The organism is Bremerella sp. JC817 (assembly GCF_040718835.1).
GTDB lineage: Bacteria > Planctomycetota > Planctomycetia > Pirellulales > Pirellulaceae > Bremerella.
The window spans coordinates 401,013-423,461 of the sequence record NZ_JBFEFG010000280.1; the positions used below are offsets into that span (position 1 = coordinate 401,013).

Consider the following 22,449-nt stretch of genomic DNA (forward strand, 5'->3'; position numbering starts at 1 on the left):
CTTGCCCCTGCCGCATTTTCTGAATATTCCGCAAGCTCTTGCACCCCAATCACTTGCGTGATCATCTCCTCAATTCACGTTCGTTTTGGCACCCCTGCTGCCTTTAGTACTAGCGTTGCCAGCGAATCAACGGTGGCAACGGGAAACATAAACGAGCTTTTAATCTGAATTGAATTTTGGGGGAGAAAGAGATGTTGCTGAAAACTTTGGTTTGGAGCGGTGTTCTGTCGGTGGCTTTGGTTTCGATGACTTCGACCGCTCAGGCGGATCACTTTGTTCATCGCGGCCGCCTGGTGAATGACATCGAACATCTGCATCACGACGTCGAAGACTTGTACCGCGAAGTACGCCATCACAAGTCGTTCGGTCCGCTGGCCTTCGAGGCCAAGGCTTTGCTTCGCGAAGTCGATCACTTCTGCGAAACGGCTCAGCGTTACGGCAGCTTGAGCCACCTGAAAGCAGACTTCCGGGAAGTCTCCGACGAAATGCGTCACGTGCAGCGAGAACTTCGCACCTTGTGGCACCGCTTCCACCATCATCACGGCGACGATCATATCCTCAGTGCATGGGCTGACGTCGAGCGTTCGTTCGACCGAGTCTACTTCGACCTGTACGAAAACCACTGCGGCTTCATCCAGTACCACTGCGTGATCCCAGTCGCACCAGGTCATGGCCACGGACATGGGCACCACGGTCACGGCCCAGGCTACTACCAGCCTAAGCAGGGGGTCCAATTCGGAGTGAAGAACGGCAAAGTTCAGGTTCACGTCGGAGGCAATGCTCCCGGCTGGGCACACATCCTGAAGGCTGCCATGAAATAGTCGAGGGTGTACTCGACGGGAAAGCGTGCGATCGCCTATCGCACGCTTTTCTTTTTTCTTGGCACTCGATTGAAATCGCTCCTAGAATGCAAGAAGAACTCGAGCGAAGGCCATGTTGCCGGAAGGAAATTGAATGCGTCACATTACTCTACCACTCGCCACAATCGTGGCTGTCGGACTGCTTGCGGCCGATCTTTCCGCCCAGAATGTGTTTATCCGCCGGGGTAACATGAGCGCCGATGCCTTGGCACTCGAGCACGCGGTCAAGAAGCTCGCCTCGCACGATACCAACATGGAAACGCTCAACGCGGCCCTGAAAGATCTGGCTAACGAGTCGCAAAAGTTTACGCAACTCGCCCAGCGGCAGGGGAGTTATTACGCCCTGCAACATGCGTTTGATCCAGTGATCCGCCGCTACAAGGTGGTCGAATATACGATCAATTCCGCCTCGGATTGGCAGCAGGGCAATCCACGCATGCAAGAATGGCGGAACGTGCAGACCGCCTTCGATCAGGCTTACCTCGATCTATACGGATACGACCTGCTCGATCCATACTTCGGGCGTCATCCCGATTTTGCGGCCGTTCCGGTGCAACCACAAATTCCGCTGCGCGTGCTGCACCCAGAGCGACCATCGTGGTCTTACTCGCGCACGACGGTCGATTCGGTCACGGCCCCGGTGGTGAGTTCGCCAGGGGAAGTGATCCGGGTGCGAGGCAATCCTCGCCAGTTCTAAGGCGCCAAAGCAGAAGCCAAGAACGCATAAGAGGGCTCCATGTTGTCTCATGGAGCCCTCTTCATTGATTCACGCGGCAGTCTGGGTAGGCTCGCGATTAGCGGCCATGACGCCAGTGGTGAACGCGGCGGACGTTATTGCCATAGAAATGTCCGGGGCGGTTTGGACGTTCGAGCAACGGCATCGAGCGAACTTGCGTGCGGTATTCGACACGGTTCATACCGTTGACTGAATTTGCTTGAAAACCAAACCACAAAGCGGCCACCATAGCCATGCTGCAGACAATGCTTTTACGGTTGGAAGGAACCATCATGAAACCTTTCTATCTCTAGCTATCTTGTCGAAGGACGCGAAAGTATAGCTTTACAATCGCGCTATGCCGGTGGGTCCTCTGCAATTTCCCAGAAATCGCCAGACACGCTAGACCACCCAATCAGCAAACACGATACCAAACCACCCAAAACCACCTATTCGGTGTCTAAACGGGCAATGTCTGGTGAGATAGCTTCCAATTCCATGCGTAAGAAACGCTTCACCTGGTTGGTTGTCTTCATCTCCATCACCTTCTCGACCACCCTTTCGGCGTGTTCGACTGTCGTTAGGATTGCTAACTCCTTGATGGTGGGGATAAAGGCGGGGCTCATGCTGAACGATCGCAGGCCCATGCCCAGCAGCAGCAGAAAGGCGCGTGGCTGGCCTGCCATCTCGCCGCAGAGTGTGACCGGCTTGTTAGCCGTGTTGCAAGCTTCGATCACGTGCTTCAGCGTCATCACCACGGCGGGCGAAAGTGGCTGGCACAATCCGCTGACCTTGGGGTTATCGCGGTCGGCAGCGGTCAGGTACTGCACCAGGTCGTTCGATCCGATCGAAACGAAGTCGACCAGTTCCAACAGATGATGGATGCAAACTGCGGCGGCCGGCACTTCCAGCATCATGCCAATCTTCACCTTGCCACGTGGCACGCCGCGCTCGTCGAGTGACTTCTCCGCCTTGCGCACCAGGTGATTCGCTTTCCGCATTTCCTCGACATTGGTGACCATCGGGAAAAGCATGTTCACTTCTCCCTCGCCATCCTCGTCCAGTTCCGCTGCGCATCGCATGATGGCCCGCAACTGCGAAAGGAAGAACTCGGGATGCTCGAACGACAATCGAATGCTGCGCCACCCCATGAATGGGTTCGCTTCATTGTGATTGTGTCCAAGGTAGGCGACCGTCTTATCGCCGCCAATATCAAGCGTGCGAATCGTGACGTAATGATGGGGTGACTTGGTCAAGATCTCGCGATAGACCTCGAACTGTTCGTCCTCGTCCGGCACATTGTCGTGCGTCAGGTACAAGTATTCGGTGCGGTACAAACCGACACCCCAAGCCCCCATCGCTTCGGCCGCTTCGACATCTTTCACGTTGTTGATGTTGGCCAGCAACTTGAGCGGCGTGCCATCGCGGGTCACGGCAGGGTGATGGCGATTGGCGGCGAGCTGATCTTTAAGATGGAAGAACTCGCGTTCGAGCTTGCGATAAGCGGCTAGTTCTTCCGCTTCCGGGTTGATCGAGACAACCCCTTCGCTGCCGTTGACGACGATCGTGTCGCCCGTCTTCACCTTGCGAAGGATCCCCGAAACACCACTGACCGCCGGGATACCACGACTACGCGCGATCAACGCCGCGTGACTGGTCTGGCTTCCGGCTTGGGTGACGATGCCGCGCACGTCGGCTTCGCCCAGAGCAACCGCTTGCGATGGCAACAGTTCATCGGCGACGACAATCAGCGGACCACTCAGCCCGGACTCTTCGGCATCGTTGAGGACGTCGGAAAGGTAGGCACTCAAACGCACGACCACGTCGCGAATATCGTTCAGCCGTTCCTGAAGATACTCGTCCCCCATCTTGGCGAACATCGCGGAGTACTCTTCCATCAAGCGATGCAGCGAGGCCGATGCCGTCACGTGTTCTTGAACGATCCAGTGACGAACCTTGTTGGTAAACGCAGGGTCGCGAAGAATTGCCTGGTGGACGGCGAAGATCGCCGCCTCGTTCTTCCCGATCTGTTTTTCGACCTTGGCCTGCAACGCAGCAAGATCGACCGCCGTTCGTTCGCGGGCTTGTTCGTAGCGCGCAAGCTCTTTCTGAACTTCGTGCTTCTCCAATCGCTTGCGATCGGGATTCACGAAGATCTCAAGAATGCAGTACGCCACCCCGATCGAGATGCCCGGGGATACTGCTAGTCCTTTTTCCATTCCCGACACGATGGTCTCTCTATTGGTAAAGCCCGAGGGAAGGTCCGCCTAATCACGCATTATAGCAGTCGAGACCTTCAGGTGCGGCTTCACCGCAGCTAAACGGTCGATAATGGAGTCCAGTCCGCTACTGAACCCGTAGATGCGCACGAATCCTACTATCTATTACGCATCCATCCTCATATGAGTTGTGTGACATTGTGTCACATCCCATTGGGGCGTGGCCATGCGAATTGGCGTGATTGCGCGGGCATTTAATTCGGTTTAAACGAATTTTTCCCGTGGCAAACACTCTGCGACGGATGCCCCGACAAACGTACTACGCAAACGTGTCAGTCGCCGCTGCGGCTTTCCTTCGGGGTGCTGAGTTTCGTTGCGGAGAGCCACCCCCAACGATTGAGTGTGAGCATTCGCAGCCCATAACTGCAAAAAAAATGGCCACTGCTTCCAGTGACCATTCTTCGTTTGAACTTGTAGGCGAAGGTTCGCTTACTTGTGGTTCTCAATCGCACGCTTCAGTGCGGTGCCCATGTCGGCTGGGCTTTCGGCGATTTCGACACCAGCGGCTCGGAGGGCGGCGAACTTTTCGTCCGCGGTTCCTTTACCACCACTGATGATCGCACCGGCGTGCCCCATACGCTTGCCTGGAGGGGCCGTACGTCCCGCGATGAAGGCAGCAACTGGCTTGGTCACGTTTTCTTTGATGAAGGCCGCGGCTTCTTCTTCGGCGGTACCACCGATTTCGCCCATCATCATGATCGCTTCGGTGGCATCGTCGGCCTGGAACATGGCCAGCAGATCGATGAACGAAGTACCCACGATCGGGTCACCACCCAGACCGACGCAGGTCGACTGGCCGAGGCCGAGGTTGGTGAGCTGCCAGACAGCTTCGTAGGTCAACGTACCGCTACGGCTCATCACGCCGACAGGACCCTTCTTGTGAATGTAGCCCGGCATGATGCCGATCTTGCATTCTTCCGGCGTGATCACGCCAGGGCAGTTAGGGCCGATCAGGACCGACTTGCTCTTCTTCACGGTTTCGTAGACAGGAACCATGTCGAGAACTGGCACACCTTCGGTGATCGCACAGATCACTTCGATGCCGGCATCGACCGCTTCTAGAATGGCATCGGCCGTGAACGGTGGCGGCACGAAGATCATCGTGGCATTGGCACCCGTTTCTTTGACCGCTTCCTCGACGGTGTCGAACACCGGCAGGCCTTCGACGGTTTGACCAGCTTTGCCCGGCGTAACACCGCCGACCATCTTGGTGCCGTATTCCTTGCAACCCTTGGTGTGGAACTCGCCGACCTTACCGGTGATGCCCTGACAAATGACTTTGGTGTCTTTGTTGACGAGGATACTCATGGTTTTATTTTCAGTGTTCGGATTTCCATGTTCAGTAAGGAAGAGAGCGAAGTCAGTGTCGGTCTCTCTTCTCTGTACCCTCGCCGGTAAAAGGAGCGAAGGTGAGGGCAGTGGCAAAGCGTTTGGGTCTTGGGCCCCTGCGAGTTTGAAATCTTGATCCGTTACCCATGGCTCTGGCCTATATCGGGCAAGAGCCATGGTTTGCGGTCGCAACAACAGCGGCCAGCTTAGGCCACCGTGGCGACAACCTTCTTGGCGGCGTCGGTCAGACCATCACCAATGATGATGTCGATGCCCGAGTCGGCCAGCATCTTACGACCTTCTTCGACTTCGGTTCCTTCCAGACGAACCACCAGTGGCACGTTGAAGTCGAGCTTCTTGTAAGCTTCCAGCAAAGCGCCGGCGATCGTCGTGCATCGCATGATGCCACCGAAGATGTTGACCAGCACGGCCTTCACGTTCTTGTCGTCCAGCAGAATGCTGAAGGCTTCGGTCACCTGGTCGACGTTGGCACCGCCACCGACGTCCAGGAAGTTGGCTGGTTCGCCGCCATGCAGCTTGATGATGTCCATCGTGCTCATGGCCAGACCAGCACCGTTGACCAGACAGCCGATATTGCCGTCGAGCTTGACGTAGCTGAGACCGGTGTTGCCGGCACGCACTTCGGCTGGCTCTTCTTCCGACAGGTCACGCAGTTCGGCCAGATCCTTGTGACGGAACATGGCGTTCTCGTCGAAGGTCATCTTGCAGTCGAGAGCGATCATGCCACCGTCGCCGGTGATGACCAGTGGGTTGATTTCGGCCAAGGCACAGTCGGTGTCGACATAGACCTTGCACAAACCCTTGATGAACTTCTCGGCACTGCGAGCGGCCGGGCCATCGATGCCCAGCTTCTTGCACAGCTTGCGGATCTGGAAGCTTTGTGGGCCCAGAGCCGGATTGAAGTGTTCTTTGAAGATCTTCTCAGGCGTGTGAGCAGCGACCTCTTCGATCTCCGTACCACCTTCGCTCGACATCATCAGAACTGGCAGCTTGGCGGCACGATCGAGAACGATACCGAGGTATAGTTCGCGTTTGATGTCGCAGCCTTCTTCAACCAGCACCTGGTTGACCAGCTTGCCTTCCGGGCCGGTCTGGATGGTGACCAGTTCCTTGCCCAGCAGTCCCTTGGCGACCGCGGCGGCTTCGTCAGCCGACTTCACCAATTGGACACCGCGCTGATCGGCGTTGTCTTTCACGGTTCCTTTACCGCGACCACCAGCGTGGATTTGTGCTTTGACGACGGCAATGCTGCCACCCAGCTCCGTGTAAGCGGCGCTCGCTTCTTCGGGGGTCTTGGCAACGATACTGCGGGGCACGTTGACCCCGGCTTGGCGAAGGATTTCCTTCGCTTGGAACTCATGAATCTTCATCGACTTCTTCCAACAGGAATGGCATACGTCGAGCGGGAAAAGCCGGATTATACGCCTCATAGAAAATGAGGGTCAACCAGAGGGGGATTGCCAAATCGTCACACATGTGCATGAAGACGCCCTAATTTCACTCGGAAAAACGGGGGGAAGTGCATGCACTCCGCGATATTTGCCAATCGAGCCAAAGATCGCCCAAAACGCGAACGTTCTGACTTGGTTCGCGTTTCGTTAAGCGGTTTGCAAATCGTGCCGACCTCATGCCCCAATCGAGTGTACGACCTCTTGGTGATAGGTCAGCCGTGGCGGACTAGCGTCGTTTCGACTTCTTGCTGACTGGCACCTCGAAGTCGAGCGTGGTCGTCTCCGCCGAGATCGTTTCGGTGACCACGTATTCAGGAAAGAGGGGATGCCCTGGGAACTCGCGATCGCCCCACTCGGCTTGTTCCGCTGCGGTCGGAGGCACCGTATCGAAGCCGGTAATCTTGATCGAATAGCTGCCGGCAATGGGTGCCTTCAGACGCTCGGTCTTGTATTTTCCGTCACGGATCAAAGCAAAGCCGGTCGGTGCTTCGATCCCCATCGAGGCCTGCGGCACAAACCAGATCGCCCCTTTGGGAACCGGTTGTCCGTCGTACTGCACGCTTCCTTCCACGATGACGCGCGAGAAGGCATCGTGCGAACCACAGCCCAGCAAAGTGGGAGCCGCGGCAATCAACAGCAGGACCATGGCAGTCCCCAATCGTTTCGTAGCCACGAGGAATTCCTTTCGATCGTTTACTGATTCAATCCGCCCAGGGGAGCTCCGTCGTTGCGGACACCACACTGCTGATAGATCGGAAGGTTCATCGTTTCACTCACCCACGGCACCGAGCCATCGGCATACAGAAACTGCGCGCCGCCTGGGTGCTGACTGCCGAAGGTCGATTGCCACACGGCATGATCGTGCCAGCCGGCTGCCAGCAAGTCGGCCGCGCGGTTGATGGGGTTCTCAGTCGCGGCAACGTTATTCAGATAGCCATTGCTGCCGTTATGCGTCCGGGCACCTTGGGCCCAGCCATGATGCGTTGGGCTTCCACTTCCGTAAGCCGTCTTCTGATCGACCGACTCGCCAATCATGAAGGTGTTGGTCGTCCCGTCGGTGATGTCGCGGAAGCTGATCTTCGAATTCTGAAACAGCACGCCGTTGTCGAACACTCGATAGTTCACGCTGCCGCTCAGTTCCCAGCGTGGTGGCGTGTTGTTCACGTCGACGCCACCCATCACGCCGAAGTAGTTGTTCTTCAACTCTTCGTTGCCGTTGCGGGGAAAGCTGGGGCACTGAAACGCCTTGTTAGGCGTTCGCTGGATCGTGGCGTTGGGGGTCGTCTGGCTGATGTGCGAAGTAAAAGGGCTCTCGAAATCGAACTGGTTGTGAAGGTTGTCTTGTTCCAGGTAAGGCAGCACCAAGACGGTCCACGGCGCCATCGTCCCTTCGGGATCGTTCGCCGAACGAGGTGGGTACTGCGTGTTGGTCGTCAGGTTGCCCGAAGGGAACACCAGGAACGTGTCGTGATAGTTGTGCAGTGCCAGGCCCAACTGCTTGATGTTGTTACGACACTGCAGTCGACGGGCCGCTTCGCGTGCTTGCTGGACGGCGGGCAAAAGAAGCGCGATCAAAACCCCAATGATGGCAATGACCACTAACAGTTCCACCAACGTGAAACCGCGTCGCGAACGAGCGATAGACATAGAATCTGTTCCTGCCGGGCGTGACCAGGTCCAAGGACGGACTGGCGCAAACGCTGACCTTGTCGGGTCGAGATGTGGGATGGGTGAACTCAGGAGGGACTGCCGCGCATGAAAAAAGCTGGACAATGATCGTCCAGCCTTTCGATTTAGCATACCTATGAGGGGTGCCGCCGTAAACCCATTTGCCTAAGTTGCCAAAAATAGTTGGCAGCAAGGCTGTATGCGGGCGTCTTGTTTAGACGAGGCCTCGTTGCCCGGCCAGTTCTTCCAGCCCCAGACGCTTCATCTTCTTATAGAGCGTGGTGCGATTGATCCCGAGTTGATCGGCGGTTTCATTACGATTCCAGCCATTCGACTCCAGGACTTCACGGATGATCTGACGTTCCGGACCTTCCAGCGCTTCCTTCAACGTCGTACCGGTACGATGACTGACCGAAACGGGGGCTCCGGACGCAATCGACGTTGGAAGATCGTCTGGGGTGATCTCGTCGTTCTTGCTGAGCAGGACGGCACGTTCGATCACGTTCTGAAGTTCACGCACGTTGCCAGGCCAGCGATAACGCTGCAGCGCGGCAACTGCTTCGGTCGAGAAGCCATGCACGCGGCGTCCAGTGTCCTGGCAAACTTCAGCCAGAAAGTGATCGGCCAGGCGTGGAATGTCCGAGATACGTTCACGCAGCGGAGGAAGTTCCAGGTTGATCACATTCACGCGGTAGTACAGGTCCTGGCGAAAATCGCCGCGATCGACCAGTTGGGCCAGGTCTTCGTTGGTGGCCAGCACCACGCGCGTATCGACGGTTTCCGTCTCGGTTCCACCGACGGGCTCGAACTGCAGCTCTTGCAGCACGCGAAGCAGTTTGACCTGCATGCTCAGCGGCGCGGTGGCAATTTCGTCGAGGAAGATCGTGCCGCGATCGGCTGCTTTGAACTTGCCAACTTTGTTGCCGGTGGCACCGGTGAACGAGCCAGCAACGTGACCGAACAGTTCGCTTTCCAGCAGGTTTTCAGGCAGGGCACCGCAAGCGACTTCAATGAAGGGTTGGTCGCGGCGATTGCTGCGACGATGAATGGCACGAGCCAGAAGCGACTTACCAGTACCACTTTCACCGGTGATCAAGACGGTCGCACGTGTGTCGGCAACACTGTCCACCATGTCGAAAATGCGCAACATGCGGTGGTCATGACCAATAATATTTTCCAGGCCGAATCGCAGGTCGAGCTGCTGCTTTAATTGCTGATTTTCCTGCATCACCTTGCGCTGCGAGAGGGCTCGTTCGATGGCCATCTCAAGCTCTTCGTCGATCAATGGTTTGGTCAACAGATCAAACGCGCCAGCCCGAAGCGCTTCGATTCCGGTTTCGACCGTGGCGTAACCGGTGATCATGATCACGGTAGTGCCAGGATGGCTCATGCGGCAGCGACGCAGGACATCGAATCCATCTTCGTCTCCCAGGCGAATATCGGCCAACACTAGGTCGTACGAGCGGCTATCGAGCAGGGCGTAGGCCTGATTCAGGTTCGCAGCCTGATCGACGTTGTAACCGATTTCTCGCAGCCAACTTCCCATCGATTCCAGTACGTGGCGGTCGTCGTCGATTAGTAGCAGTTGGGCTTGGTTCATAGCTGGGATATCCAGGGATTCTTGGCGACAGTTCTCTCAATTTGCGCGGGCATTCCACCCACGGCATCGTCGATGTGGCTAATTGTCCGCATCTACAGGTTTATCTAGGTCACGTATTTACCCAAGTCAACGTAATGTGGCGTTTTGTCCACATACTTAAGCGAGCCCACCTAGCCGGATCACGGGAACCCGCAACTTCGGTTGGGCAGCAGAATTCCCCCTAAAGAAGGCCCAAACCCCGGAAAATACTCCCAGTAGCGGGTGCGGAACATCGCAAAAACGGGGACGTTGGTGGGTTACCACACTGGAAATGGTCCCTGAGGGGGTTAATATGGCTTTAAAGCGGCACCTATTGACGCAAGGTCATCAAGGATAGGCAGTTAGTGAGATTTTCGGCGTTTCCTAAAAAGTACGTCGTACTCATGATTGGGTGGGGGATACTGCACCTGAATGACCACTGACAACATCCATGCCTGATTGATTTGAGAGGTCTCTATGTCCATTAACGTGTTGGTTGTCGACGACCACGAAGTCGTGCGCAGCGGTCTGGCAAGCCTGTTCCGCGGCACTGATATCCAAGTGGTTGGCGAAGCTGTCGACGGAAATGAAGCCGTTGAAAAAACACTCCAGCACAAGCCTGACGTCGTCCTGATGGATATCCGCATGCCGGAAATGGACGGCTTGGCAGCGCTCGAAAAGCTGCAGTCGGACGCCCCGGGTACCCCGGTCGTCATGCTCAGCACCTATGACAACCCTACCTATGTTGCTCGCGGCGTAGCACTGGGCGCGGTCGATTACGTTCTGAAGGGTTCGCCCCGTGAACTGATCGTCGAAGCAATCCAGAATGCAGCCACCGGCGGCAAGCAGCCTGAAGGGGGCATCATGTCCCGCGTGAAGGGCACCATGGCCAAGCGCCACGACGCCAAGAACAGCGAATTCCCGCTTACCAATCGGGAAATGCAGGTTCTGCGTCACCTGGCTCTGGGTCTTAGCAATCGTGAAATCGGTCGTTCGCTGAGCATCAGCATCGAAACGGTCAAGGAACACGTGCAGAACATCCTTCGCAAGATCGACGTCACCGACCGCACCCAGGCCGCTGTCTGGGCTGTCCGTCAAGGCTTGGTCTAGGCCCGCTTCAGAATCTCCCCACCTAGCAACGCTTCGTTCCAAAATCGAAAACCCTGCTCGACCTCTGTTGAGCAGGGTTTTTCATGCGCGGTCACAAAACGTTGGCGGTTGGCTATCAATCGCGATACCTTCGGAGGGAACCTTCCTCGTTCCCTGCCAGGCCCACCATGCGTTTATCCCTTCATCTACCTCAGTTGCTACTGTGCCTCCTCGTGGTCGTTCCCGCCGCCAACGCGCAGTGGCGACGACACACGATCGACAACACATCTCAAGGCGCCGACGGCGTTCGGCTGCACGACATCAACCAGGATGGCCTGTTCGACCTATGCGTTGGTTGGGAGGAAGGCGGGATCGTGCGGATCTATCTTCACCCCGGAAAGGCGCAGGTTCGCAAGCCATGGCCTGCGGCTACCATCAGCAAAGTGTCCAGCCCAGAAGATGCAGTCTTTCTTGATTTAAATCAGGATGGAGCGGTCGATGTGGTCTCGGCATGTGAGGGAAAAGAACGCAATTTATTCGTACATTGGGCTCCCACAAACATTGATGATCTTTTGAAACCAGAAGCCTGGCGAACGGAAGTTTTCCCTGGAAATCCGAAGCGTTTGATGTGGATGTTCACGTTGCCATGGCCCAACGCCAACGGTGGCGTCGACCTGGTTGCCGGATCGAAGGGACGAGGCGCCGAGGTCGGCATCTTTGCGCAACAAATGCCAGAGCTTGCCTGGAAGTGGCAACCGATTGCGCCGGCCGCGTGGATCATGTCGCTCGTTTCAGAAGACATCAACCTTGATGGCAAGCCCGACCTCGTCTACAGCGATCGCAAAGGGAAAGATCGCGGCATCTATTGGGTCGATATGGCCGATCTCAATCAGCCAGGCAAGCCGCAACTGCTGGGTGGCGTCGACCACGAAGTGATGTTCCTCGACATCGCCGACATCGATCAGGATGGGCACCGCGACATTGTGGCAGCGACGCATGATGCCGGCTTGCTACTGCTTCACCGGAGAGGTGATGCCGCAGTGTTCGAGCCGATCGAGATCCCGCTTCCAGGTCGCAGTGGGACCGGCAAGTCGGTCAAAGTCGGCGACATGGACGGAGACGGTCAGGCCGACCTGGTCTTCAGTTGCGAGAACGCCAACGGCAAGCGTGGCATCGGCTGGCTGACGACACCGAGCAAAAGCCGCCAAGACCTGACTACCGCACGCTGGAGCCTGAGCGACATCAGTGGCACAACGGAAGGCATCAAGTTCGATCTGCTGCAACTGGTCGATCTCGATCAGGATGGCGACCTGGACGTGCTCACGTGCGAAGAACGCGATAACCTGGGCGTGATCTGGTACGAGAACCCCAGCCGTTAACGCAGCCCAGGGATCTTAGGAATGTTGACGTCGCTGGGCTTGATGTTAGAAACATCGATCGACTTACCGTCGTCAATCTGGAACTTACGCGTCTCGGGCCAGTACTGGATCTTGCCGGCGGTCAGCGTCTGGCGAGTTCCGCCGATCCGTTGCTGGTGAATCAACTGCGCCGCGTTGCGACCATTGCCGCTGAGGGTCAGCAAGTGCTTGGCAGTCGCATAGCTGATGCGATCTGCCCAGGCACTGAACATCTTCCCTTGTACTTCGCTGTTGCCCATTGCCAAGATTTCAGCACCACCCAGCTCGGAAGCATCCGGATGCTGGACGACTGTCAATTGATCGCAACGAAGGGTCACGTCGTTGGGGTTCATGTTCGCCAGGGTCTTTGCTTCGATCTCTTCGTCCCACGACTTGACCGGGCCGTAGTAGGCTCGATCGACTTTGTGGAAGGTCGCCTCTTTGCGATGCGTGTTGCCGCTGATGTGGCTGACGAAGTCGACTCGCAGGAAGGTCAAAGCCTTTTCGTTAGCAGGCTGAATCGGAGTTGGCTGTCCAGGGATCTGCCCCGAGAACGAGCCCACCATCACCGACTTAGCCGTGCCAGGGCCTTGAGCATGGATGTTTCCGTTGACCTGATCGACGGTCAGTGTCTTACCTTCAAACTGGTCGACCGACTTCACGATGCCTGCCTCGACGTTCCGGCTGTAAACCTTCACACCTCCGGTGCAGTCGACCCGTTTCGCACTGAGGGTCTTGTTCCTGGAAGTGTCAGTGAAGCTGATCGGATGACTCAGCGTGATCGCCAGGCGAGCGGTCGTCAGGTGACTTTGACGTCCCTGGATTTTCACGGCTCGGTCGAACGTGATTTGATCGTGAACCGCTTCGAGCCCACCCTGCCATTGAACATTGAAGTACTCTGGCACTGCCAGCTTGCGTCCCTGGAAGTCGCGATCGAGCGGGAAGACCAGGTCGCCAGGGCCTTCCGACCAGACACGACCTTGCAGTTGATTCACCCGCAGTTGGCCGCTACGCAGCACCAGCCCGCGTCCTGAGACCGTCGCAGGTTCGCCGGTGACGTGGATCTCGGCGTTCTCGTCGGAAGCATGTAGCAACTGAACGACATTGCCACGCACCATGAAGGGATCGACGAGTTCTTCCCCTTCCGGCATTTCCGCCAACTGCACCTGACCGGTGATCTGAGCCGAGTCGAGGTGCGACTTCTTTCCGTCGAAGCGAACGACCAGTTGGATCACTTCACCAGCGAGGCGATAGCGCGAAGGCTTTTCGTTTGGTTTGCTTTGTCCCGGGGCCAAAGGCTGCTGCAGCGAAGCCGGCGGGCCCATCGTTCCGGAAAGGGTAGGGGAGGTTGCGTCGGCTTGGAATCGCCCTGGCTCGTTGGCCGGGGCCGCTTGAGGATCGTCGAATTCAAACCAGGTTTTGATTTCGTTCGTTCGTCCGACAAGCTGCGGTGTATCGATCGAAATCCGACCGATACCATGCAGGCGGCTCGGCAACAGTTTTTGACGATTGGTTCCGACTGGAGTGACATCCTGCAGGTAGACGAAAAGCTGATCCCCTTCGATCTGCCCTTTGCCATTCATCGAAACCTGAGCGTTTCCTTCCACCGCGACGGCATACTCGCTATTTTGCGGCTCGAGGCGAAATTGCTTTTGCCAAGAGAGGCGGCTGACTTCGCTGGGATCGTTGTCGTTCATCTGACCGGTGAAGAAGCCAGGTCCTGCCGACCAGACGCGTCCCAGGTGGCTGGTCTTCTCGGCTAGTTCGTACATCAAGTGAGGCGATTCGCAGCGGTATTGATCTTTGGAAAGCACCGCGACCGGGTTACCTACTACTTCAATCCGCTTCTTCGTCAGGTCGTAGATCAGCTGCTTCCCTTCCGCCGCGGCGTTCACACTGGTCGCGTTCAACTTGAAGGGATTGCCAACCGCCACCAGACGCTGCATCTTCAGCTTCGCAGCGGCAGGCTCCGCCGCAGGATCTTGGGGAGCCTCGGCTGGCGGCGCCGATTCGTCACGCTGGAAGTAGACCTCCAAAAGATCGGCATCGAGCTGATCGTTCACGCCCGCAGCTACCAGGCGGCGAACCTGGACTTTGTCGCGGAACGTGGCGACACGATGCTTGCCGTCAAACTGGAACGGTCCACGGCACATGATCTCGACGGGGGCCGAAGCATACATCTTGTTGTTCGGTTTGTGTTGTACGCCTGGCATTTCGGCCGCATCCCCCAGCAAGCCGCGACCTTCCGTCGAGAGAATAATGCGATCGACCTCGACCAGTTCGAGCACCGACAAGGCCGAGATATTTGGGCCTTTCTTCTGGGCCTGCTTCGGGCCTTCCTCGAACTGGGCGATCAGATGCCGGCCTTGCCCCTGATGTTTGCCCATCAGGAACTGCACGTCCTTCTTTGTTTCGATACGATCGGAAGCGAGTGTCACGTCCGAGGTGATCACGTCGAGTGGCTCGTGCTGGCCGTTCAAGCTTTTACGGGTGATCGTCACGTTGCCCAATAGTTGTCCACCGACCAGGTCACCGATCTTGCCGAATGCCAGATTCAGTTCCGAGAACTGCAGCAGCGCTTCGTCGGCGTTCAAGATAATTACCGGACGGTCCCACTTCTCCGATTCCTCTTCGCTCTCGAAGGCGATGATCGTCAGCGGCTTCAGCTTCAGCAGATTTGATTTCTGGCTCGGGTCGATCTGGTTTTCAACCTCGTGAAAGTCCTTCATCAGGAGCATCACGTTGTTGCTTTCCAGAACCTTGGTTGGGCCAAGTTGCCATCCGCGAGGTGGGAAGAACTGGGCCAGCTTCTGCTTTTGTTGACCGAGAAACTCGGCCGAGGTAAACGTGCTGGCTTTGTTTTCGTTCTCTTTGATGGTGGGCTCGATCATCGGAATGACAATCGACTCGTAGGCGACGGTGATGGCGATCATCACACCAAACACGACCGCAACACGCACCGCTTGTCCGGTGAATGTGGGTGGGCGCCAGGCAACTTCCTGTTTGGCGGTCGTCAACGTTTGCATCCGAGCTTAGAAGGTTTGAATGATGTCGTTCCAGACTTTTTTCGCTTTCAGGATCACCTCGATCACTTCGCGAATCGCGCCTCGACCTCCGGGTGTCTTGGTCACGTAATCAGCCGCCGCTTTGACTTCGGCGGCCGCATCGGCCACGGCAATTCCCAGACCGGCCAGGCGAATTACGCCGAGGTCGATCAAGTCGTCACCGACGTAGGCCAACTGTTCTGGCTGAAGGCCATATTGCTTCAGCACTTCTTCGGCGACCGTCGCTTTGTCGTGAATTCCCTGACGGACGACATCCATGCTGAGCTCTTGAGCCCGCAGACGCACGACCTGGGAATTGCGACCGGTAATCAAGCCACACTTGAAACCGGCTTGTCGCCACAATCGAAAGCCGAGCCCGTCCCGAATGTGGAACTGCTTCGACTCGACTCCTTCGTTGTTCAGGATCACTCCGCCATCGGTCAGCACGCCGTCGACATCGGTCAACAGCAGCTCGATCGATTGGCATCGCTGCTCGAGATTCATCTACGCTTCTCGCTGGTCTTGGTTCGGAAATCGAATCGTCAGGGCAGGGGGATCGGCTACGTCTTCTTCCGGTTCCCCTGGCGGTAACTGCCCGACCATATCGGTCACATCCAGCATACCAAGCGGACGGCCATCGGCATCGATGACCGGAAGTTCGCTGATCTTGTCGTCGGCCAGGCGATGCAGTGCGGCCTGGAACCGTGTTCCGGCGAAGGTTGCCTTGGGGTGCCGCGTCATCACGCTAGCGATGGGGCAATCGATGTCGAGCGGCTCGTCTCGTTCAAACAGCCGCGCCAGATCGCTATCGGTGAAGATGCCCGACAAACGGCCATTCTCGTCGGTCAACATCACCGCGCCGGTGCGTCGGCCACTGACACGAACCTTGCGGAACACTTCCCGCAGCGACAACTGATCGGAAGCGACACGGCATTCGGCCAGCGGTCGCATCTTCTCTTCGACAAAGGCCAGCTTTCGGCCAAGACTTCCGCCGGGATGATATCGGGCGAAGTCTTCCTGGCGGAAACCACGATGCTGACTGACCGTCATCGCCAAGGCATCTCCCATCGCCAACATCGCAGCAGTGCTGGCCGTTGGGGCGAGGTTCAACGGACACGCTTCGACAATGCCGCCCAGTTCCAAAACGATCGAGGCCGCTTTGCCCAGGGTATTTCGGGGGGAAGAGGTGATCGCGATGATCGTTGCGCCCAGGCCACGAACCATCGGCAATAGCCGCACGATTTCTTCCGTTTCGCCACTCTGGGACAGCATCAGCACGATGTCGCGATCGCCGACTCGTCCGAGGTCTCCATGGATGGCTTCAGCTGGGTGAAGGAAATGTGCTCGGGTACCGGTCGAGGCGAACGTGGCGGCCAGCTTGGTGGCGACATGCCCCGCTTTGCCGATGCCGCTGAGGATGATGTCCCCCTGACAGTTCTGAATCATGTCGACCGCCGCCGCAAAACGCTCGTCGAGCGAGTCGGCCACGCGCAGCATGACCTCCGCTTCATGGCGAATGGTCGCTTGACCTTGCTCGATCCAGGCCAGCCTGGGAGAGACAATATCGTGCTGTCGAATTGGGGAACTCATGACGCCGGTCTTCCTTGACGTGGTCATTGGTAACTAAGACGGGACGGATCTTCTCGGATCCCGAGCGGGGCGATTCTACGAGTTTTCGCGATTTGCCTCAACAGAAACCAAGCCAGACAATATTGACTCATTTTGAGACAAGACGTCTCAGATCGACAGCACATCAAATAGATTCGTCAAGTTTGATATGAAAAATTCTTCGATAAGAAGTACAGTGACAGTAACAGCTTATATCGAGAAACGCGATCGTAGGGGCATTTTCTTCGAATCTGGCTTGTAGTTTGCTCGGTTTAACTATTTGGCAGAAGAGGCGAACTCCTTACCATACGCGCGCGTCGAAAATGATTGCGAAACCCTCGCATGCCTAAACGATTTGAGGGAACGATCGATGATAGAGCTATCCAAACTAGGTCCGTTTGCCCTGGAGAACCGCCTCGGGAACGACCCATCCAGCCATGTGTTTCATGGCTTCCATCTGAAACAAAAACGCCAAGCGGTCGTTTGCATCTTGCCCGAACGATACGCTGAGAATCCTCGAGCTCGTCGACGCCTGGAGAAACGCAGCCGGCAGTTGATGAAGATGAACCATCCCAACATCGTCCGATACCATGGTGCTGGGATCGATCAGGGGATTCCGTTCTTCGCACTCGACTTCGTCGACGGGATCAGTCTGCAACAATATCTCGACCAGCATGGTCCGCTGCCGTGGGAAACGGTTGTCGAGATCGGCCTCCAGGTATGTGCCGCCCTGGCCGCTGCTCACCACATGAACATCCATCATCTCGATGTTCGCCCAGCTCATATTCTGCTGTCGGGCGAAGGTTTGAAAGACCCTCGCAAACCGCTGAAAGTACAGATAACCAGCTTCTGGGCTGATCCACGTTGGCGGCGTTCTTCCTTGTTGCTCTTCCCGAAAGATCGACAACAGTATCTCTCGCCAGAGCAGTTTGAAGATCCACAATACGTCGACGATGCAACCGACATCTTCTCGTTGGGATGCGTCCTTTACGAGATGATTACCGGCAAATTGCCGTTTGATCCGCTTGCCAGCGGTGACGAACGGTGGAAGCAACCAGACCGGCCTGCCTCGCTGGTGCTCGATTGCCCAGTCTGGCTCGACCGTGTTGTGATGCGAATGATCGAGATCATGCCGGACAAGCGTCCGGCCGACATCGACTCGGTCGCTTCGGGTCTTCGCGAATCGCAAGATGCCGTGGCTCGCGGTATGAGTGCGATTGAACATGCCCTGGTCGGTAACAACGGTCGCGAGAGCATCATCGATATCGGTATCGACCGCAGCGAGGCAGAAAAGCTGCTTCACAAACCACGCTTCCAGGATCGAGGCTCGTTCTTCAACAGCCGCATCTTCCTGGGCCTGGCGTTGATCGTCGTCATTGGTGCGTTGGTCTGGCTGCTCCGTCCGCTGAACGATTCCGAACTACACGCTCGGGCCGAAGCGTTGATGCTGACCGACGACACGACCAAATGGCGTGACGCCGAATCGAACTACCTGCAGCCGCTGCTCGACCGCTATCCCGAAAGCGAATATGCCGAGGATGCTCGGAATTGGCTCGACATGATCCAAATGGAACGTGCCGAAGCTCGTCTGGTTCACAGCCTGCGTATGTCGCGAGATTTCCGCAGCGATGCCGAACGCCAACTGGCCAATGCCCGCGGCCTGGAAGATTCTGGCAACCATCTGGGGGCCTGGTACCAATATGACCGGATGGTAGAAGATTTGCCCGAGTCGCCAGACAACCGTCCTTACAAACTGATTGCCAAGCGTGAGATCGTTCGACTGCAATCGTTGCGGGTTCGCGACAGCGTCCAGAAGTCGACCATCAGCGATTTCGTGCTGCAGGCGGAAGAGATGATCTTGTCGGGCAACGTGCGTGAAGGTCGCGAGATCTTCCGCCGGATTATCTCGCTGTATCAAGAGAATCCTGAAGCAGGTAGTGCGGTCGAGCTTTCCAAGAACGAGTTGGCCAAGCCCTATTCGATGGCGGCTGCCAAGGGTAACACTTCGACTCGACCAATCAAGGTTGCCTCTGAGGACGAAACGGCCCAGGAAGTCCGCAAGCCGGAACTGACCGAAGCCGCGTCGCCGGCTGAATCGCCAGTAACCGACGAAGCGACGACTCCGCAGCCGATGCCAACCGAGGAAGCGACCGGGGAGATCGAGATCGACGTCACCGAAGCGGCCGCTCCTGAAGCTGGAACCCCGGAAGCTGGCGCACAGGAAGAATCCCCGGTCAAACGAGCTCCTTTGTTCCCGATCGGTAGCGAGTTCTAAACCGAGCCACCAGCACCCACGGTAACCACCCATTCCCAGATGAAGGCCTGTCGAGCAAACGTTCGACAGGCCTTTCTCATTGGTGCCGGCTGTAACGATTATCCGGATTTCGATCCATAATCGGACTGGGGATTAGTGAATCCCCTAACGGGTATCCGCGGTATTCCGGCATAGGTTTGTAGTGAGTCGCGCGAATTGCCGGTCACTCCCCGGCTCGCCGGTATTCGCCCCCAACCAGGAACTCCTTTCTCTATGTTTCGCGTCTTGGAAATTAACCAGCCGGAAGACCTCTCCCATGTGCGTTGCAATTGGCAGCGATTGTGGGACTCGACTCCCAGCGCGACGTTCTTCCAAACGCTGGAGTGGCTACAGATTTACTGGAAGCACTTCGGCGAAGGAAAACAGCTTCGGGTTCTTTTGGTTTTAGAGGATCATCGCCTGGTCGGTGTCGTTCCTTTAGTCGTCGTCCATGAATCCACGCGTCTTGGCCGAGTGCGTGTGCTGACCTATCCACTTTCCGATTGGGGAACCCATTTCGGCGTTCTGGCGGAAGACCCCAAGGCGACCCTCTGCCGCGCACTGCAGCACATCAATAACACGCCACGCAATTGGGACCTGATGGACCTGCGTTGGCTTGATGAAAACGATTTGGAACGCAGCACCACCTTCGATGCGATGAGCGACGCCGGTTTCAGCCCCAACCCAGGCGTTTGGAAAGAAACGGCTCTGATCGACTTTGAAGGAACGTGGGAAGACTATCTGCGCTCGCGCAGTCCCAAGCTTCGTGCAGAAGTTCGCCGCAAGCTGAAGAAGTTTGATGCCACCGGCCGCATTCAACTGCAGCGTTATCGGCCGCGGGGCAAAGAGGCCAACGACTGCGATCCTCGCTGGGACCTCTACCGCACTGCAACCCAGATCGCTGAACGGAGCTGGCAAGGGCATTCGACGACCGGCACGACCATCTCGCACCGCAACGTCCGTAGCTACATCAAAGACTGCCATGTCGCGGCAACACAACTGGGCATGCTCGACCTCGCGATTCTCTATCTCGAGGAACGTCCGATTGGCTTCTGCTACAACTACACCTTCAAAGGCCAGATCTTTGGCCTGCGAAGAGGAGATACCCCGGAGGCTCGCGAACATGGCCTCGGTACGCTGCTCACCGCGATGCTGATCCGAGATAGCTTCGAACGCGGAGATACCACGCTCGACATGGGCCCCGGATCGTTTGAAGCAAAACGCCGCTGGATGACTCGCATCGCGACCGTGGGACGCATGACGCACTATCCGCTGAATGCACCTCGCGCTCAGATCTTGCGTCTGAAACATTGGTGGCAATCGCGTCTCGATCGGAAATCGGGTCGCTTGCGTACGGCGCTCGAAAGCAAGGCGACTTCCTAGCGTGCTGACACCGTTTCTGCAGCTAACCGAATCTAGACATTCCTTGGGAGTAGATGCGGATCACAAGCCAGAAGTGGGAAGAGGCAACTAAGAATACGGCACGCCAAGTTAGTTTGCCACGTAATCATTCCGCAGTGAACAATCGATGTCTGCGAATGGCTCTCTCAAGAAACGAAACACGGCCGAAAGTCTTTACTACCACGAGGTAATCAGGGGCTTTCGACCGTCGCGCTTCGTTGGTTCTTATGGGCCCGGTCTTAGTTTTCCGGGCCAAACCCTGGGAGAAGCAAAGCTTTGCCAGGGTGTTTGATGCTTGGTTACTAGTTGATTCGTAGGCAGGTATCCAAATTGTTCCCGCCCACGGAAACTTTTTCGCCTTTTTCTTAGGCGACCAATTCCTTGATCACCTTACCGCCGTTGGCGATCTTCATCGGACGACCGCTCTTGCTGGTGAAGGTCGTGTCGAGCGAGATACCCATCGCGCGGCAAACAGTCGCCATCAGGTCTTCCGAGCTGTAAGGTTCGGTTTCGACGCGGGTACCATCGGAGCTGGTAGCACCGACAGCCAGACCACCCTTGATACCGCCACCACCAACAACCGTGCTCCAGCTACGAGCCCAGTGGTCGCGACCGGTGTTACCGTTGATGCGAGGCGTACGGCTGAACTCACCCATCCAGACAATCGTGGTGCTTTCCAGCAGGCCACGCTGCTTCAGGTCGGTGACCAGGGCGCTCATGGCCTGATCCATAACCGGCAGCTTGTTGTCCTTCAGCGTGTTGAAGATGTTCTGGTGATTGTCCCAACCACCCAGGTCAACTTCGATGAATGGAACGCCAGCTTCCACCAGACGGCGAGCCAGCAAGCAACCACGGCCGAAGCCATCGTTACCGTACATTTCCTTCATTTCTTCTGGCTCTTCATTGACGCGGAAGGCCTTCATCTGATCGCTGGTCATCAGCTTGACGGTCTTGTCCAGGATCTTGGCGTGATCCATGGCGGCTGGACCGCGGTTCTGGCTGACGAAACCACCTTCGATCAGTTGCAGCATGCTCAAACGGCTTTGCAGCGTTTCATCGCCCCAGCCCTTCATGCCAAGGTTACGAACCTGGCCGCTGCTGCTGACGGTGAATGGAGCCCACGACATGCCGAGGAAGCCTGGACCGACGCTACCGCCGCCAACCGAAACGAACGGCGGAATTTCCAGTTCGTTGTGGTCGCTCGCCAGTTCGTGAGCGATCACCGAACCGTAGCTTGGGTGTTCGATGTTCGGATTTGGAACGTAGCCGGTGTGCATGTAGTAACGTCCACGACCGTGATCCGCTTCGCGGGTGCTCATCGAGCGAACGATCGAGAGGTTATCCATGACCTGGGCAACCTTCGGAAGGTGTTCCGAAATCTGCATGTCGCCCTTGGTGCTGATCGCCTTGAATGGGCCACCGGTGTTGGTACCTGGCTTCAGGTCCCACAGGTCCATGGTGCTCGGACCACCACCCATCCACAGCATGATGCAGCTCTTGCCACGCTTCTTCAACTCTTGTGCGTTGGCCTGAATCGCGTTGCCCATCATCAGCGATGGAGCGACCATGGCAGAAGCACCAGCCATGTGCGACATGAAATGACGTCGGGTCATCCCGCTTGGAGTCTGAGTCATAGCAAAGTTTCCTTGTTTTGATGCCCGACGACTCGGGCCAGT

Annotated in this window: 17 protein-coding genes; 6 read left to right on the plus strand and 11 right to left on the minus strand. The window is 56.8% G+C overall.

The window, feature by feature from the left end:
• The first annotated feature begins 191 nt into the window (after positions 1-191).
• Positions 192-821, plus strand: coding sequence for a hypothetical protein (locus AB1L30_RS19920; protein ID WP_367015310.1), 630 nt, complete (start codon positions 192-194; stop codon positions 819-821).
• Positions 822-954: 133 nt separating this feature from the next.
• Complete coding sequence (locus AB1L30_RS19925; RefSeq protein ID WP_367015312.1) at positions 955-1,557, plus strand: hypothetical protein; 603 nt, start codon at positions 955-957, stop codon at positions 1,555-1,557.
• A gap of 97 nt (positions 1,558-1,654) precedes the next feature.
• On the opposite strand, the gene AB1L30_RS19930 is transcribed toward AB1L30_RS19925, so the two are convergent.
• The 7 genes from AB1L30_RS19930 to AB1L30_RS19960 form a co-directional block, all read right to left on the minus strand.
• Positions 1,655-1,870: a hypothetical protein gene (locus AB1L30_RS19930; protein WP_367015314.1), complete on the minus strand. Its 216-nt coding sequence runs from the start codon at positions 1,868-1,870 to the stop codon at positions 1,655-1,657.
• 154 nt (positions 1,871-2,024) lie between these two features.
• The gene (gene ptsP / locus AB1L30_RS19935) at positions 2,025-3,794 is read right to left on the minus strand and encodes a phosphoenolpyruvate--protein phosphotransferase (protein ID WP_367015316.1); all 1,770 of its coding nucleotides are present in this window, start codon (positions 3,792-3,794) and stop codon (positions 2,025-2,027) included.
• 489 nt (positions 3,795-4,283) lie between these two features.
• Positions 4,284-5,162, minus strand: a complete 879-nt coding sequence (sucD, locus tag AB1L30_RS19940; protein WP_345089817.1) for a succinate--CoA ligase subunit alpha — start codon at positions 5,160-5,162, stop codon at positions 4,284-4,286.
• 227 nt (positions 5,163-5,389) lie between these two features.
• Positions 5,390-6,574 carry an ADP-forming succinate--CoA ligase subunit beta gene (sucC, locus tag AB1L30_RS19945; protein ID WP_367015318.1) on the minus strand — a complete coding sequence of 395 codons (1,185 nt, stop codon included), beginning with the start codon at positions 6,572-6,574 and terminating at the stop codon, positions 5,390-5,392.
• Positions 6,575-6,881: 307 nt separating this feature from the next.
• Positions 6,882-7,328: a hypothetical protein gene (locus AB1L30_RS19950; RefSeq protein WP_367015320.1), complete on the minus strand. Its 447-nt coding sequence runs from the start codon at positions 7,326-7,328 to the stop codon at positions 6,882-6,884.
• A 20-nt stretch (positions 7,329-7,348) separates the two neighbouring features.
• A complete protein-coding gene (locus tag AB1L30_RS19955) occupies positions 7,349-8,302 on the minus strand; it encodes a DUF1559 domain-containing protein (protein WP_367015322.1) in 954 nt (317 codons plus the stop codon).
• Between the two features lie 235 nt (positions 8,303-8,537).
• On the minus strand, positions 8,538-9,923 hold the full coding sequence (locus AB1L30_RS19960) for a sigma-54 dependent transcriptional regulator (RefSeq protein WP_367015324.1): 1,386 nt from the start codon (positions 9,921-9,923) through the stop codon (positions 8,538-8,540).
• 495 nt (positions 9,924-10,418) lie between these two features.
• On the opposite strand from AB1L30_RS19960, the gene AB1L30_RS19965 reads away from it, so the two are divergent.
• Together AB1L30_RS19965 and AB1L30_RS19970 are read left to right on the plus strand one after the other, a co-directional pair.
• Complete coding sequence (locus AB1L30_RS19965; protein WP_345089802.1) at positions 10,419-11,051, plus strand: response regulator transcription factor; 633 nt, start codon at positions 10,419-10,421, stop codon at positions 11,049-11,051.
• 167 nt (positions 11,052-11,218) lie between these two features.
• A complete protein-coding gene (locus AB1L30_RS19970) occupies positions 11,219-12,409 on the plus strand; it encodes a VCBS repeat-containing protein (protein WP_367015326.1) in 1,191 nt (396 codons plus the stop codon).
• Here the strand turns inward: AB1L30_RS19970 and AB1L30_RS19975 are convergent.
• The 3 genes from AB1L30_RS19975 to AB1L30_RS19985 are packed head-to-tail and all read right to left on the minus strand — an operon-like array spanning position 12,406 to position 17,061.
• Entirely contained in the window at positions 12,406-15,444 is a 3,039-nt protein-coding gene (locus AB1L30_RS19975; RefSeq protein ID WP_367015328.1) for a hypothetical protein, read from the minus strand. The two genes, AB1L30_RS19970 and AB1L30_RS19975, sit on opposite strands and share 4 nt — an antisense overlap.
• Positions 15,445-15,459: 15 nt before the next feature.
• Positions 15,460-15,975 carry an HAD hydrolase family protein gene (locus AB1L30_RS19980; RefSeq protein ID WP_367015330.1) on the minus strand — a complete coding sequence of 172 codons (516 nt, stop codon included), beginning with the start codon at positions 15,973-15,975 and terminating at the stop codon, positions 15,460-15,462.
• The gene (locus AB1L30_RS19985) at positions 15,976-17,061 is read right to left on the minus strand and encodes a KpsF/GutQ family sugar-phosphate isomerase (protein WP_367015332.1); all 1,086 of its coding nucleotides are present in this window, start codon (positions 17,059-17,061) and stop codon (positions 15,976-15,978) included. It lies immediately after the preceding gene.
• A 388-nt stretch (positions 17,062-17,449) separates the two neighbouring features.
• Here AB1L30_RS19985 and AB1L30_RS19990 point away from each other — a divergent pair, with 388 nt between their 5' ends.
• Entirely contained in the window at positions 17,450-19,354 is a 1,905-nt protein-coding gene (locus tag AB1L30_RS19990; protein ID WP_367015334.1) for a protein kinase, read from the plus strand.
• A gap of 252 nt (positions 19,355-19,606) precedes the next feature.
• Positions 19,607-20,755: a GNAT family N-acetyltransferase gene (locus AB1L30_RS19995; protein WP_367015336.1), complete on the plus strand. Its 1,149-nt coding sequence runs from the start codon at positions 19,607-19,609 to the stop codon at positions 20,753-20,755.
• A gap of 383 nt (positions 20,756-21,138) precedes the next feature.
• Here the strand turns inward: AB1L30_RS19995 and AB1L30_RS20000 are convergent, their stop codons facing one another.
• Positions 21,139-22,407, minus strand: a complete 1,269-nt coding sequence (locus tag AB1L30_RS20000; protein WP_367015338.1) for a DUF1501 domain-containing protein — start codon at positions 22,405-22,407, stop codon at positions 21,139-21,141.
• Positions 22,408-22,449 lie beyond the last annotated feature (42 nt).

What these genes read in the sequence shown, in the direction of transcription:
- AB1L30_RS19920 (WP_367015310.1), top strand. Translation starts at nt 192, where the DNA reads ATGTTGCTGAAAACTTTGGTTTGGAGCGGTGTTCTGTCGGTGGCTTTG.
- AB1L30_RS19925 (WP_367015312.1), top strand. Translation starts at nt 955, where the DNA reads ATGCGTCACATTACTCTACCACTCGCCACAATCGTGGCTGTCGGACTG.
- AB1L30_RS19930 (WP_367015314.1), bottom strand. Translation starts at nt 1,870, where the DNA reads ATGATGGTTCCTTCCAACCGTAAAAGCATTGTCTGCAGCATGGCTATG.
- ptsP (WP_367015316.1), bottom strand. Translation starts at nt 3,794, where the DNA reads ATGGAAAAAGGACTAGCAGTATCCCCGGGCATCTCGATCGGGGTGGCG.
- sucD (WP_345089817.1), bottom strand. Translation starts at nt 5,162, where the DNA reads ATGAGTATCCTCGTCAACAAAGACACCAAAGTCATTTGTCAGGGCATC.
- sucC (WP_367015318.1), bottom strand. Translation starts at nt 6,574, where the DNA reads ATGAAGATTCATGAGTTCCAAGCGAAGGAAATCCTTCGCCAAGCCGGG.
- AB1L30_RS19955 (WP_367015322.1), bottom strand. Translation starts at nt 8,302, where the DNA reads ATGTCTATCGCTCGTTCGCGACGCGGTTTCACGTTGGTGGAACTGTTA.
- AB1L30_RS19960 (WP_367015324.1), bottom strand. Translation starts at nt 9,923, where the DNA reads ATGAACCAAGCCCAACTGCTACTAATCGACGACGACCGCCACGTACTG.
- AB1L30_RS19965 (WP_345089802.1), top strand. Translation starts at nt 10,419, where the DNA reads ATGTCCATTAACGTGTTGGTTGTCGACGACCACGAAGTCGTGCGCAGC.
- AB1L30_RS19970 (WP_367015326.1), top strand. Translation starts at nt 11,219, where the DNA reads ATGCGTTTATCCCTTCATCTACCTCAGTTGCTACTGTGCCTCCTCGTG.
- AB1L30_RS19980 (WP_367015330.1), bottom strand. Translation starts at nt 15,975, where the DNA reads ATGAATCTCGAGCAGCGATGCCAATCGATCGAGCTGCTGTTGACCGAT.
- AB1L30_RS19985 (WP_367015332.1), bottom strand. Translation starts at nt 17,061, where the DNA reads ATGAGTTCCCCAATTCGACAGCACGATATTGTCTCTCCCAGGCTGGCC.
- AB1L30_RS19990 (WP_367015334.1), top strand. Translation starts at nt 17,450, where the DNA reads ATGATAGAGCTATCCAAACTAGGTCCGTTTGCCCTGGAGAACCGCCTC.
- AB1L30_RS19995 (WP_367015336.1), top strand. Translation starts at nt 19,607, where the DNA reads ATGTTTCGCGTCTTGGAAATTAACCAGCCGGAAGACCTCTCCCATGTG.
- AB1L30_RS20000 (WP_367015338.1), bottom strand. Translation starts at nt 22,407, where the DNA reads ATGACTCAGACTCCAAGCGGGATGACCCGACGTCATTTCATGTCGCAC.